Genomic DNA, 12,024 nt, shown 5'->3' with positions numbered 1-12,024 from the left:
CTCAGGGGTCCTCAGTGTCCGGTACCGGCAGGCGCATCCCCCGGGACTCGGCGACCCGCAGGGCGTCGGTCAGGCACTCGGCGAGACGGAGGCCGGCGAAACGGACCTCCCTGTACGGCGAGGCCGGATCGTCCAGCACCTTGCGGGCGTGTCCGAGTACGTCCGCGCCGGTGGCGAGCTGGACGGCCTCCAGGTCGTCGGCGAGACGGGAGAGGTAGCTGCCGTCGTCGTCGGTCACCAGGTAGCAGGGGTTGCCGTCGGGCGACGGCCAGGGCAGGAGCCGGGGTGGCGGCGTGACGTGTGTCCGACCGGTGGGGCGTTCCATCAGGCGGCCACCTCCCGCGCGCCGATCAGATGCTGGTCGAGATCGATACCGAAGTCGGCGGCGAGCACGAGGGCCAGGCGGCGGCGTTCCTGGAGAGCGGCTTCCTGTTCGTGGGCGGCGAGGTAGGGGCGGACGAGGGAGGAGTCTGCCCCGTCGAGGGGACTGTGCAGGCCGTACGGGGAACGGGGGCGGGGGAGCTGCGGCGGCTGCGATGCGCAGGGGCAGCTGACGAGGGTGAGGTGCACGTGGGGGAAGAGGTGACGGCGGGGGCGACACCGACGCCGTCGCCCGGTCCCAGGGGCGAAAAGGAGGCGCAGCCATTGGAGGGCGCGGGGGATAAGGTCATGCATGTCGACGCTCCTTGAAAGCGTTGGCCGTGCCCCGGGAGGTCTAGCCACCTCGCCGGGGTCTTTCCGTCTTCGACGCTACACCTGCATACAGCCCTCTACATACAAGTACAGAGGGATCCACACGACCGGGCAGGTCGCTACCGCTCTACGTTGGACGTATGAGCGATACCGAAGCGTCGAAGCCCACTCTGGACCCGATGAGCGCAAGACCGCTCTACGTGCAGTTGGCCGACGTCATCGCCGGGAAGATCGCCTCCGGTGAGCTGGCCCCGGACAGGCCCATCCCCTCCGAGAACCACCTCGCCGACGAGTACGGCGTAGCACGACTGACCGCGCGTCGGGCCGCACAGGAGCTCCGCGAGCGCGGCCTGATCGTCACCGTGCGAGGCAAGGGATCCTTCGTCGTCGAACGGCCGGTCGGCGACGCCCCCGAAGAGGCCGAACCGAGCAGCTGAGACGGCGCCTGGGCAGTGACCACCTCGTTGTCGCACAAGCCGTAGCGCAAATCCGCAGCCGCTTACCGAAGCGGCGTCCCTGCCGGGCATCCGTCGCACCTGGGCCAGCTCGAACAGCGAGGCCACCGCAGCCGAAGAGATCGAAAACCGGCGCCAGGGGGCGCGGGCTGCGGCACGGTGGGGAGATGACGGAGCTCCCGCGCTACGAGTACGTGAAACTCGCCGACGCCATCGCCGCAGAGGTGGCGTAGTACGCGAGGATGCCGCCGAGTTCACCGTCGGCGATGTCCAGCGCGGTCATCGAGCCGACGGCGAAGCGGAGTTCCGGATACGCCGCCCGGGCCAGCTCGATCATCCCCGGTGACACGTCCACGCCGAACACCGGTACTCCGAGGGCGGCCAGGTGTGCCGTCACCTTGCCGGGGCCGCAGCCCAGGTCGGCGACCGGCCCGAGAGGCGCCGCGAGTTCGGCGAAGGCGGCCAGCATCGCTCGGGACACCGGGTCCAACTCGGCCGGCTCCGGCACGCGTCGGGCGTAGTCGGCGGCGACGGTGTCGTAGGACTCGCGGACGGCGGTGACGTACGAGGGCTCGGTCATGCCGCGAAGGTAGGTGACGGCACTGACACGGCCCTCCGGTACGGGCGGCAGCCCTGTACTCCGACGCCAGTACGCCCGGTTACTCCCGTCGTAAGACGCCCTCCCGCCCCCTCCCCGGCACCGTGTGCCCCATGCAGAAACTCAGCCGCCCCGCCCGCCGGGCCGCGCTCGTCGTGCACGTCACCGTCTCCGCCTGCTGGCTCGGGCTGACGCTCGGGCTGCTCGCGCTCGGGATCACCGCGGCCACCACCGGGTCCCCCGTGACCGTGGAGGCCTCCGTCCGGGCCATGAAGCTCTTCGCCGACTGGCTCCTGCTCCCCGTCGCGTTCCTCACGCTCCTCAGCGGCCTGCTGCTGTCGCTGGGCACGAAGTGGGGCCTGGCCCGGTACCGGTGGGTGTACACGAAGTTCTGGCTGACCCTCGCCACCACCACCGCCACGGTGTTCGCGCTGCGCCCCGGCGTGAACTCCGCGGTCACGGCCGTCGCCGCGGGCGGGCCGCTGCCGGACGCCGGTGACGTGCTGTTCGGGCCGCTCGTGTCGCTGTCCGCCTACGTGTTCATGACGGTGATCTCCGTCCTCAAGCCCTGGGGGAAGACCCGCCGCGGCCGCGAAAGGTCACAGGCATTTGCCTAAAAGGTTTAGGCACGGGCACACTCTCTTCAGGTAGAAGGGAGAACCCTCATGGCACGCGTAGGACTGACGCCGGAGCGTCTGACCGAGGCCGGCGCCGAGCTCGCCGACGAGGTCGGCTTCGAGCAGGTCACCGTCTCGGCGCTCGCCCGGCGGTTCGACGTCAAGGTCGCGAGCCTGTACTCGCACGTGCGGAACTCCCACGACCTGAAGACGAGGATCGCCCTGCTCGCCCTCGCGGAACTCGCCGACCGGGCCGCCGAGGCCCTGGCCGGACGGGCCGGCAAGGACGCCCTGGCCGCCCTGGCGAACGTGTACCGCGACTACGCCCGGGAACACCCCGGCCGCTACGCCGCGGCCCAGCTGCGGCTCGACCCGCAGACGGCGGCCGCGAGCGCCGGTGTCCGGCACGCGCAGATGACCCGGGCACTGCTACGCGGCTACGACCTGACGGAACCGGACCAGACCCACGCGGTCCGGCTGCTCGGCAGCGTCTTCCACGGCTACGTCAGCCTGGAGCTCGGCGGCGGTTTCAGCCACAGCGCGCCGGACACCGAGGAGACCTGGGCCCGGATCCTCGACGCCCTCGACACGCTGCTGCGGAACTGGCCCGCGGCCCCTACCGATCCCCGAGGCTGACACCCATGCACACCGAGCACGACTGGATCACCACGCCCGTCACGGCGGACCTGCTGCGCGGCGCCCTCGACGTGGAGCGCACCGAGCACGGCCTGCTCCCCCACCGGCTGCCCGCCCGGGCCCGCGCGCAGAACACCAGCCCGCAGCTGGCGATGGCCGAGGCCCAGCCCTCGGGCGTACGTCTGGCGTTCCGTACCGCCGCGACCGCCGTCGAGCTGGACACGCTGCGCACCAAGCGCGACTACGCCGGCTTCCCGCCGCGCCCGGACGGGCTGTACGACCTGCTCGTCGACGGCCGCCAGGCCGGCCAGGCGGCCGGGACCGACGGCAACGTCCTCACCGTCGACCTCGCCACCTGGGCGGGCGAGGTCACGCCCGGCCCGGTCGGCACGGTCCGTTTCACGGGCCTGCCCGCGCGGGACAAGGACGTCGAGATCTGGCTCCCGCACAACGAGACCACCGAGCTGGTCGCCCTGCGCGCAAACGCCCCCGTCACGCCCGTGCCGGACCGGGGCCGCAGGGTGTGGCTGCACCACGGCAGCTCGATCAGCCACGGCTCGGACGCCGCGAGCCCCACCGCGATCTGGCCCGCGATCGCCGCGCTGCGGGGCGGTGTGGAGCTGGTCAACCTCGGCTTCGGCGGCAGCGCGATGCTCGACCCGTTCACCGCGCGCGCCATGCGGGACACCCCGGCCGACCTGATCAGCGTCAAGACGGGCATCAACCTCGTCAACCAGGACGCGATGCACCTGCGCACCTTCGGGCCCGCCGTGCACGGCTTCCTCGACACGATCCGCGACGGGCACCCGGACACCCCGCTGCTGCTCGTCTCCCCCATCCACTGCGCCATCCACGAGGACACGCCCGGCCCCACCGCACCCGACCGGGAAGAGATGAGCAAGGGCCGCATGGTCTTCGCAGCCATGGGGGACCCGGCGCAGACGGCCGCCGGCAAGCTCACGCTCACCGTCATCCGCGAGGAACTGGCCCGCATCGTCGAACAGCGCGCCGCCGACGACCCGAACCTCCACTACCTCGACGGCCTCGACCTCTACGGCGCGAAGGACGCCGCCGCCCTCCCCCTGCCCGACCACATCCACCCGGACGCGGCCACCCACCGCCACATCGGCGACCGCTTCCACGAACTGGCCTTCGCGAACGGAGGGCCTTTCGCCGCGGCGTAGCGGCCGGCCTGCCGAGACCGGTCGGTCAGTCCACGAAACCCTGGTCCGCGAGGATCGTGGCGATGCGGGTGCGGTGGGCCGACTCCCAGTCGTCCAGGGACTGCGCGGCCTCCTTCGCCAGCTTGGCCCTGGCCGTCGCCAGCACCTCCTCGCGGCGGGCCCCGGGGACGACCACGACGCCCTCCTCGTCTGCGACGACCGTGTCGCCCGCGTCGACCGCGACCCCGCCGCAGCGCACCCGCTCGTTCAGCGGCCGGGCGGCCGACTTGGTGCCCGGGATGGGGATGACGCCGCGTGCGAACACCGGGAAGCGCATGTCCCGGACCTCGGCGAGGTCGCGGATCAGCCCGTCGGCGACGAACGCGGTGATGCCCCGGCGCCGTGCGACGGCGCAGACGTTGCCGCCGGCCAGGGCGTAGTCCAGGTCGCCCGACTCCACGACGACGACCGAGCCGGGGCCGGCCCGGTGGATCGCGGCGTGCAGCATCAGGTTGTCGCCGGGCGGGCACCGTACGGTGAAGGCCGGTCCGGCCACCCGGGGCACCGGCTCCCACAGCGGCCGGATCCCGATGTCCATGACCTGCTCGCGGCCCAGCAGATCGGCCAGCGTGGTCGTGGGTATGTCCGTGAACGCGTCGACGTCAGCCATGACATGGGACCCTAGCCGCCGAAAAGGGTGCCTAGAACGGCAGTTCCCTACCCCGCACCACCTCCAGCCGCGACACCGCCCGGGTCAGCACCACGTACAGCCGGTGCAGGCCCCGTTCCTCCGCCTCGGCGATCGCGGTTGGCTCGACGGCCACGACATGGTCGTACTCCAGGCCCTTGACCACGCTCGCCGGCACCAGGGCGACCCGCGCGCCGAGTTCGTCCGGGCCCGCCGCCGCGATGCCGGCCGCGTCCAGTGCGGCCCGCACCCGGGGGACGTCCGCGTCCGCCGCGACGACCCCGACCGAGCCCTCCCGCCCCAGCGCGTCCCGTACGGCCGCGACGACCGCCCCGGGCACGCCGTCGACGGTGGTCTCCCGCATCCGCAACTCCCCGTCCCCGCGTAGCGAACGGGCCGCCGGCACGTCCACGTCGAGGTGCTCCAGCAGCCGGTTGGCGAGCCCGACGACGGCCTGCGGCACCCGGAAGCCGGTGGTGAGGGCGACCTCGACCGCGTCCGGTTTCCCCAGGTGCGCGAGGACCGTGCGCCAGGACCGGGCCGCCCACGGCGTCGTCCCCTGCGCCAGATCGCCCAGCACCGTCAGCGAACCGAAGCGGGCCCGGCGGGCGATGGCCCGGCACTCCATCGGGGACAGGTCCTGCGCCTCGTCGACGACGACGTGCCCATACCCCTCCGGATGCCCGATCAGCCCGGCCACCTCGTCGAGCAGCACCAGATCGGCGGCCGACCAGCGCGCCGACTTCCACGACCGCGGCGGCCGTTTCCACCGCAGCGCCCGCTGCTCACCGGCGTCGAGCAGCCCCTCGGCGGCCGAGGCCAACGCCTCCTCGCCGCCCAGCAGTTCGGCCACGACCTCCTCGGGCCGCACCCGCGGCCACACGGCATCGACGTACGCCGACACCGGCCGCGCCCGCTCGACCCGCCGCACCCAGGCGTTCGGCGGCGGCCCGGCCCGCCGCTCGACCTGTTCGCGCAGGCACCGCACGATCCGCGCCCGCACCCGCTCCCGCCCGACCCCGTAGGGCGGTTCCTCCTCCCGCACCTCGGCCACGATCCGGGCGAGTTCCCCCGCCGGCACCCGCCACCGGTAGGCCCCGTCGGGCAGGGCGATCTCCGCGCCGTTCCCCCCGGCGCGCACCCTCGCGTACAGCGCCCGCCGCAGTACCTCGGCCATCCGGGCGTCGTGCTTCACGACGGCGGCCCGCGCGTCGTCGACGCCCCGGACCTCGCAGCGCGCGATCTCCTCCGCCAGGGTCGACTGCCGCACGCCGGTCTCGCCGAGGGCCGGCAGCACCTCGGCGATGTACGACAGGAAGGTGCGGTTGGGCCCGAGGATCAGCAGGCCGCCGCGGCGGATGCGCTGCGGGTGCGTGTAGAGCAGATAGGCGGCCCTGTGCAGGCCGACTGCGGTCTTGCCGGTGCCCGGCGCTCCCTGCACGCACACCGACAGCGCCAGATCCCCCCGGACGAGGTCGTCCTGCTCGGGCTGGATCGTCGCGGCGATGTCCCGCATGGGCCCGACCCGGGGCCGCTCGAGCTCCCGGGCGACGATCTCGCTGTCGCGCGACTCGCCCTGCTCCAGGCGCTCGTCCTCCAGGCCGGTGAGGTCCCCGGAGTCGCCCCGGCTGCCGGGCGCCCACCCGAACCGCCTGCGCACCGCCACGCCCTGCGGGTCCCGGGCCGACGCCTGGTAGAAGGCGCGTGAGACGGGTGCACGCCAGTCGACGACCAGGGGCGGTTCGGCCGGGTGCTCGGAGATCCGCAGCCGCCCGATGTGCAGCGTGCCGTCCCCGCCCTCCAGCGCCCCGAAGAACAACGGCCCCTCGGGCAGCTCCCGCAGCGCCTTCGCCCGGCTGCGCAGCTGGTAGCCGAGGACTTCGGCATCGGCCCCGGACGCGGACACGTCCTCCCCGATGACGACCTGTTCACCGGCGCCCTCGACCATCGCGGCGAGGGCGGTCCGGCAGCGCTCGTGGTGGGCGCGTTCCCGGTCGAGGACGTACTGGAGGGCAGGCTCGGTCGAGGTCATTCCACCGAGCGTACGCGAAAACGTAACCGAGTTAAATAATTTACCGAGACTCACCCCGTGGGTGCGGCGGCAGCCCGGCCGCGAGCCACCCGAACGCCCGCTGCGCCGCCGCGACCGCGTCCGGCCGTACGTCCGCCACCCGCTCACCCGCCGCGATCCGCCGCCAGTTCTCCAGCGCCAGCACCCGCAGCACGGCCATGATCTGCCCGGCCGCCAACCGCGCGTCCAGATCACCCCCGAGCACCTCGGCGAGCGCGGCCTCCGACCGCTCCTGGTGCGTGTGCGCCCGGGCGACCAGGGAGGGCGTGCCGTAGAGCAGCGCGTGAAAGGCGAGCACGTCGGGATGGTCGTTCAGCCCGGTCACGGGGTCCCCCCGCTCCAGCCCCTCCAGGAAATGCCGCCGCAACGCCTCCACGGGCGCCCCCTCGGCCCCCGCCACCACCCGGGCGGCCTCCCCCTCGTGATCGGCGATCCGGTGCAGCACCAGATCCTCCTTGGCCGGGAAGTACCGGAACAACGTCGGCTTCGAGATCTCGGCCGCCGCCGCCACCTCCGCGACGGACACCGCGTCGAACCCCTTCTCCATGAAGAGCCGCACGGCGACGTCCGACACGGTCTCGTACATCCGCTGCTTCTTGCGCTCACGCAGGCCGGGGTCGCTCATGGGGGGAGCCTACGCAGGCGCGGGGCCGGACCGGGGCGCGGTACGGGGCGAGGAGCGGGGCGGCAGGCCGGGGCGAACGGGCTGCCGCGGCGGCCCCGGGTCAGTAGACGTCCGACGCGGTGGGCATGGGCCGTTCGTCACGCGACGCCTCGCGTTCCCCGTGCCAGCGGACGAGCGCGGCCATGATCTGGGGCCGGCTCGGTACCTGCGCCAGGCCGAGCGGCCGAGCGGCGGCAGCCAGGATCTTCTGCAGCCGGCCCGCGGCGACGGGAACGGCCATCCAGTTGAAGCCCCACTCCTCACGCAGGGACAGCGCCACCCGGATGACGTCGGTGAAGACCGACTGCGCCCTCTTGAAGTCGAGGATCATCGGCAGGTCCCGTTCCCAGCCGGACGAGCCACCGGGCCGGATCCCCTCGACGACCCGGCACCACTCGCGCACCATGCGGTTCTCCTGATCGGCCGGATAGCGCATCAGGTACAGATGGGTGGCCAGGTCGTAGAGCGGGTCCCCCAGCATCGCCAGCTCCCAGTCGATGACCCAGAGCCGCTGTTGGTGGTCGAGGACGAAGTTCTCCCGGTGCAGGTCCGCGTGCAGAAGGCAGAAGCGGCGCTCCTGAAGCCCCAGCACGTGCTTCCTGAGCAGGGTGAACGATTCCTCCGAGATGCCGAGCGCGTGGAAGAGCCCTGCGAAGGTCCCGTGGTTCTTCTCGTAGACCTGCTCCTCGACGAAGACGATCAGGCGCTCCAGGAAGCCGTCGCTGTCACCGTCCTCGGCGCGGTCCCGGTCCTCGCAGCGCCGCTCCACGCTGAGCATGTCCGGCGTGACCCGCACCATCTCGCGGAAGACGTCGACGATCTGACCGAACGTGGCGTCCGAGACGCGCCGCCCCGGCCGGCGATGCCCGCCGAGCGTCCGCCCCTCGATGAAGCCCTGCAGCGCCATGCCGCCGACATCGACGATCTGCGGGACGCGGCTGAGGTGCGCCTGGAGAGCCTTGAGCAGCTCCTCCTCCGACCTGAAGCACCTCCGGTCGAACCACAGGATCTCGGCCCGCGGCTCCCGTACCTTGACGGCTCCCGTCCGGCCCGGCAGTGCGAGGACGTACGTCTCGTGGTGATACCCCTTGAGCGGCCCCTTGACCAGATTCGGGTCGCCGCTCATCTCCTCTGCTCGCTCTCGAGCACCGGAGACCAAGGGGGGTGTCATTCGCTGGTTCAGCCTGTTCCGGTGGTGCCGATGGTGTAGGGGGAGACGCACGTTACTCCACCGCACTCGGTCGCCGGAGGAAAACCCGGCCATCCGGGAACGGGTCCCCTCCCAGGGGTGACCGACGCACACCCGGACGACGGTCCCCCGTCGGCGCGGGGCCGTTCTTCGCTCACCCGCGCAGCAGTCGCAGCAGCGTCTCCAGGGACCCCACGACCGTCTCCGCCCCGGACTCCAGCAGGAGCTTCGCCTTCCTGTCGTTGCGCGCGTAGCCCAGGAAGGGCACTCCGGCCCGCTCGGCCGCCTTGTGGTCCGTGGGGGCGTCGCCGATCATCAACGCCTCGCCCGGCGCGGTGCCCATCGCCCGCAGTGCCCGGTTCAGGCAGTGCGGGTCGGGTTTCAGGTGGTGGAGCTCCTGGGTGCGGCCGTAGATGTGGGGGGCGAAGCAGTCGGCGAGGCCGCGTCCCGCGAGGTACGTGCGCACCACCCGCGGCGCGTTGTTCGTGGTGATCGCGAGGCGGGACCCCACCGCCGTCCAGGTGCGGATCAGCGGATCGGCGTACGGGGTCGGCATCGCCGAGGACGCGGCCCGCAGTTCCTCCTGGGTGAGACGTTCCTCCAGCTCGGCGACGAGGTCGCTGCCGGGATGCCGGCGGTCCACGGCGCGCAGGACCACCTGGGGGTCGAGGGACTCGCGCTCGGTCTCCGTGAGCAGTCCGTGCAGACCGCGGCCCTCCAGCCAGGACACCAGGTCGCCCGACACCCGCTCCGCCGAGTGCCCTGCGAACAGGCGGCAGATGGGCCCGTCGAAGTCCCACAGCACGACACGGGCACGTCTGATCAGATGGCGGAGTCGGTTCGGATCGTTCTCGGCCGCGATGTGCGCCGCACCAGTCTGCTTCGTATCAGGAGTCACTAGGAGAGTGTCAGGTCCGTCGTGATGGTTTCCCAGAGGGCGTTGAACCACTTCTGGGATTCCTTCACGAACGCCGCGTCCCGGCGGCCCGTCCGCTTCACGAAGGAGAAGAGGAGGGACTGGGAGCCGAGGACGTCGTACATGTCGAGGGTCTGGCTGCCCCACTCCTCCGCGCGCCTGGTCAGCATGTAGTAGCCGATCAGGGCCTCCTCCTCGTTGAGGAGGTACAGCTTCACCGGCGGGGTGAACGGCAGCGCGCGGAACGTGACGCGCACGTCGATGCCGTGCGTCGAGCGCAGCGCCTTGAGGTTGTGCTGGAGGACCTGCCCCTGGGCGTTGCGCATGGCCAGCCAGCGCTGGTGGACCGGGTTGTCGTCGCCGTGGGCCTCGACCGGGACCGGGAAGGCCAGCTCGATGTCCCGGGAGGGGACCAGGATGCGGACGTCGATCGACTCGGGGTGGATGCGGCCCTCGTGGATCTGGCGCAGCGGCTCGCCGATGGCGACCATCAGCGTCTCCGCGGTGTGGCAGAGGACGTCGGCGCGGACATGCCGGGCCGAGAAGGCCTCGGTCAGTCGTGGGGCCAGGCCCACCATGGTCGGCTGGGGTTCGCCCCGGACCGGCTCCGGGGCCGCGATCCGCGGTGGGCTGCCCTTGCTGACGTTGGTGAGGAGGCCGTCCTCCTGGAGGACGCGCAGGGCCTGGCGGACGGTGCCGCGCTCGACGCCGAACTCCTCCGCGAGTTCGGCCTGGGTGGGCAGGCGGTCCCCCGGCTTGAGCTCACCGGCGCGGATGCGTTCCCGCAGGATGTCGGCGATCTCCTGGGGCGAGGGCCTTCTGCTGCCGTTCACTGCCACGTTCTCCGCCACGTTCTCCTGGGTCACGACCAAACGCTACAACTCTGATCCATCTGGCGGGAGTTGTTTGGAAGTTGTTTATGAGTAGGGGCCAAGTGGGGACAACTTAATCAGAGTTGGTTGCCAACTTCTCGGAGTTGGCGGAAGTTTTGCTTCCGTACGTCCGAAGGGGGAACACCGATGCCCGCCCTCGCTCTCCTCTCCGCCGCCTTCGTCGTCGCCTTCGAACAGCTCGTCCAGTGGAAGTACGGTCCGGCCGGCCTCGTCGGCCTGATCCTTCTCACCGTAGGCGTCAAGGCCAAGAGCCCGGCCGTCAGCTCCGCGGGGGCCGTGGTGCTCGCGCTGCTGATGACGGGGCCCGCCCGATGAGTCACCGCACCGCCCCGGAACGACCCGTGGGAGACGTCAGTCCGTGAGCACCAGCTCCGAACTGATCGTCTCCCACAGTGCGTTGAACCACAGGTGCGACTGCTCCACGAACGTCGTGTCGCGCAGCCCGGCGCCCTGCTCGAAGGAGAACAGCACGGACTGGGTGCCCAGGGCGTCGTACAGCGCCGGCTGTTCGTGCTCGGCCTCGGCCTCCCGGCGCGTCAGCGTGTAGTACGCGAACAGCGCCTCCGCGCCGTTGAGCAGGTACAGCTTCACCGGCGGGGTGAAGGGCAGCGCCCGGAACGTGACGCGCACGTCGATGCCGTGGGTGGCGCGCAGGGCCAGCAGGTTGTGCTGGAGGACCTGCCCCTGGGCGTTGCGCATCGCCAGCCACCGCTCGTGCACCCAGTCGTCGCCGCCCCCCTCGACCGGTACCGGGAAGGCCAGGTCGATGTCCCGGCTCGGCAGCAGCACCCGGACGTCGACCTTGGCCGGTTTCAGCCGTCCGGCGTGGATCTGCCGCAGCGGCTCACCGATGGCGAGCGTGAGCGAGATGGACGTCAGGCACACGGCGTCGATCTCGACGTGCTCCGCGCCGAACGCCGCCGCGATCCGGGGAGCGAGGGCCACCGTCGTCGGCAGCGGAGGCGCCTCCGGGCCGGTCAGGGCCCCGACGGGGTCGGGGGCGACGGTCGCCGGACTGCCCTTGGACACATTGGTGAGCAGCCGCTCGGACTGCAGGATGCGCAGCGCCTGCCGCACCGCCCCGCGCTCGACACCGAACTCGTGGGCCAGCTGGGCCTGGGTGGGCATACGCGCACCCGGCCGCAGCGCCCCTGACCTGATCCGGGCGCGCAGCTCGTCGGCCACCTCGTGATGTGTCCTCTGTGGCCGTTGCGACCTCTTCCGCCCATTGACGGAGTCGTGTTCCGGGTCCACATCTGCACAGTACAACTTCCCGCCAACTTTGGGCAGTTCAGGGAAAGGTGGTTATGAGCCGCTTCCAAGCGGAGATAAGTACAGTGAAGTTGGTCGCCAACTTCGGGCACATGGTCAGACCTTCAGGAGGTTGGCCGCCCGCCAAGGGACTCCCTTCCGGAGGGGAGCCGGGAGTCCCGCCCGGCCG

14 protein-coding genes and 1 pseudogene are annotated in these 12,024 nt (G+C 71.7%); 5 read left to right on the top strand and 10 right to left on the bottom strand.

The window, feature by feature from the left end:
* Position 1: 1 nt before the first annotated feature.
* A complete protein-coding gene (locus tag BJ965_RS20595; RefSeq protein ID WP_184909978.1) occupies positions 2-325 on the bottom strand; it encodes a hypothetical protein in 324 nt (107 codons plus the stop codon).
* On the bottom strand, positions 325-675 hold the full coding sequence (locus tag BJ965_RS20590) for a hypothetical protein (RefSeq protein WP_184909977.1): 351 nt from the start codon (positions 673-675) through the stop codon (positions 325-327). Before BJ965_RS20590 ends, BJ965_RS20595 begins: the two co-directional genes overlap by 1 nt.
* A 158-nt stretch (positions 676-833) precedes the next feature.
* Between BJ965_RS20590 and BJ965_RS20585 the strand changes: the two genes are divergently transcribed.
* A complete protein-coding gene (locus tag BJ965_RS20585) occupies positions 834-1,130 on the top strand; it encodes a GntR family transcriptional regulator (RefSeq protein WP_246545932.1) in 297 nt (98 codons plus the stop codon).
* Between the two features lie 241 nt (positions 1,131-1,371).
* Here BJ965_RS20585 and BJ965_RS20580 read toward each other — a convergent pair.
* Positions 1,372-1,728 (bottom strand): annotated as a pseudogene (locus tag BJ965_RS20580) (class I SAM-dependent methyltransferase); the annotation flags it as partial.
* 131 nt (positions 1,729-1,859) lie between these two features.
* Here BJ965_RS20580 and BJ965_RS20575 point away from each other — a divergent pair.
* Genes BJ965_RS20575 through BJ965_RS20565 form a run of 3 tightly spaced genes read left to right on the top strand, consistent with a single transcriptional unit; the run spans position 1,860 to position 4,183 of the window.
* Entirely contained in the window at positions 1,860-2,363 is a 504-nt protein-coding gene (locus tag BJ965_RS20575) for a DUF2269 domain-containing protein (RefSeq protein ID WP_184909976.1), read from the top strand.
* Between the two features lie 48 nt (positions 2,364-2,411).
* Positions 2,412-2,999, top strand: coding sequence for a TetR/AcrR family transcriptional regulator (locus BJ965_RS20570; RefSeq protein ID WP_033312327.1), 588 nt, complete (start codon positions 2,412-2,414; stop codon positions 2,997-2,999).
* 5 nt (positions 3,000-3,004) lie between these two features.
* Entirely contained in the window at positions 3,005-4,183 is a 1,179-nt protein-coding gene (locus BJ965_RS20565) for a GDSL-type esterase/lipase family protein (protein ID WP_184909975.1), read from the top strand.
* A 25-nt stretch (positions 4,184-4,208) separates the two neighbouring features.
* Here the strand turns inward: BJ965_RS20565 and BJ965_RS20560 are convergent, their stop codons facing one another.
* The 6 genes from BJ965_RS20560 to BJ965_RS20535 form a co-directional block, all read right to left on the bottom strand.
* On the bottom strand, positions 4,209-4,832 hold the full coding sequence (locus BJ965_RS20560; protein ID WP_184909974.1) for an RraA family protein: 624 nt from the start codon (positions 4,830-4,832) through the stop codon (positions 4,209-4,211).
* Between the two features lie 31 nt (positions 4,833-4,863).
* On the bottom strand, positions 4,864-6,882 hold the full coding sequence (locus BJ965_RS20555; RefSeq protein ID WP_184909973.1) for a HelD family protein: 2,019 nt from the start codon (positions 6,880-6,882) through the stop codon (positions 4,864-4,866).
* 40 nt (positions 6,883-6,922) lie between these two features.
* A complete protein-coding gene (locus tag BJ965_RS20550) occupies positions 6,923-7,546 on the bottom strand; it encodes a TetR family transcriptional regulator (RefSeq protein WP_184909972.1) in 624 nt (207 codons plus the stop codon).
* A gap of 100 nt (positions 7,547-7,646) precedes the next feature.
* A complete protein-coding gene (locus tag BJ965_RS20545) occupies positions 7,647-8,711 on the bottom strand; it encodes an aminoglycoside phosphotransferase family protein (protein ID WP_246545931.1) in 1,065 nt (354 codons plus the stop codon).
* Positions 8,712-8,928: 217 nt separating this feature from the next.
* A complete protein-coding gene (locus tag BJ965_RS20540; RefSeq protein ID WP_313666968.1) occupies positions 8,929-9,672 on the bottom strand; it encodes an HAD family hydrolase in 744 nt (247 codons plus the stop codon).
* On the bottom strand, positions 9,672-10,562 hold the full coding sequence (locus BJ965_RS20535) for a GntR family transcriptional regulator (protein WP_221513176.1): 891 nt from the start codon (positions 10,560-10,562) through the stop codon (positions 9,672-9,674). The genes BJ965_RS20540 and BJ965_RS20535 overlap by 1 nt, the downstream gene beginning before the upstream one ends.
* 147 nt (positions 10,563-10,709) lie before the next feature.
* Here BJ965_RS20535 and BJ965_RS20530 point away from each other — a divergent pair, with 147 nt between their 5' ends.
* Positions 10,710-10,898: a hypothetical protein gene (locus BJ965_RS20530; protein WP_030849031.1), complete on the top strand. Its 189-nt coding sequence runs from the start codon at positions 10,710-10,712 to the stop codon at positions 10,896-10,898.
* Between the two features lie 36 nt (positions 10,899-10,934).
* On the opposite strand, the gene BJ965_RS20525 is transcribed toward BJ965_RS20530, so the two are convergent.
* The gene (locus tag BJ965_RS20525) at positions 10,935-11,852 is read right to left on the bottom strand and encodes a FadR/GntR family transcriptional regulator (protein ID WP_184909969.1); all 918 of its coding nucleotides are present in this window, start codon (positions 11,850-11,852) and stop codon (positions 10,935-10,937) included.
* Positions 11,853-12,024 lie beyond the last annotated feature (172 nt).

The organism is Streptomyces luteogriseus, assembly GCF_014205055.1.
GTDB classification, from domain to species: Bacteria; Actinomycetota; Actinomycetes; order Streptomycetales; family Streptomycetaceae; genus Streptomyces; species Streptomyces luteogriseus.
Note: the sequence above shows the minus strand (reverse complement) of the source record. Positions and strands in the feature narration are given on the sequence as shown.

Bases quoted from the DNA above. Each gene is read 5' to 3' on its own strand.
- BJ965_RS20595 (WP_184909978.1), bottom strand. From the start codon at position 325: ATGGAACGCCCCACCGGTCGGACACACGTCACGCCGCCACCCCGGCTC.
- BJ965_RS20590 (WP_184909977.1), bottom strand. From the start codon at position 675: ATGCATGACCTTATCCCCCGCGCCCTCCAATGGCTGCGCCTCCTTTTC.
- BJ965_RS20585 (WP_246545932.1), top strand. From the start codon at position 834: ATGAGCGATACCGAAGCGTCGAAGCCCACTCTGGACCCGATGAGCGCA.
- BJ965_RS20575 (WP_184909976.1), top strand. From the start codon at position 1,860: ATGCAGAAACTCAGCCGCCCCGCCCGCCGGGCCGCGCTCGTCGTGCAC.
- BJ965_RS20570 (WP_033312327.1), top strand. From the start codon at position 2,412: ATGGCACGCGTAGGACTGACGCCGGAGCGTCTGACCGAGGCCGGCGCC.
- BJ965_RS20565 (WP_184909975.1), top strand. From the start codon at position 3,005: ATGCACACCGAGCACGACTGGATCACCACGCCCGTCACGGCGGACCTG.
- BJ965_RS20560 (WP_184909974.1), bottom strand. From the start codon at position 4,832: ATGGCTGACGTCGACGCGTTCACGGACATACCCACGACCACGCTGGCC.
- BJ965_RS20555 (WP_184909973.1), bottom strand. From the start codon at position 6,882: ATGACCTCGACCGAGCCTGCCCTCCAGTACGTCCTCGACCGGGAACGC.
- BJ965_RS20550 (WP_184909972.1), bottom strand. From the start codon at position 7,546: ATGAGCGACCCCGGCCTGCGTGAGCGCAAGAAGCAGCGGATGTACGAG.
- BJ965_RS20545 (WP_246545931.1), bottom strand. From the start codon at position 8,711: ATGAGCGGCGACCCGAATCTGGTCAAGGGGCCGCTCAAGGGGTATCAC.
- BJ965_RS20530 (WP_030849031.1), top strand. From the start codon at position 10,710: ATGCCCGCCCTCGCTCTCCTCTCCGCCGCCTTCGTCGTCGCCTTCGAA.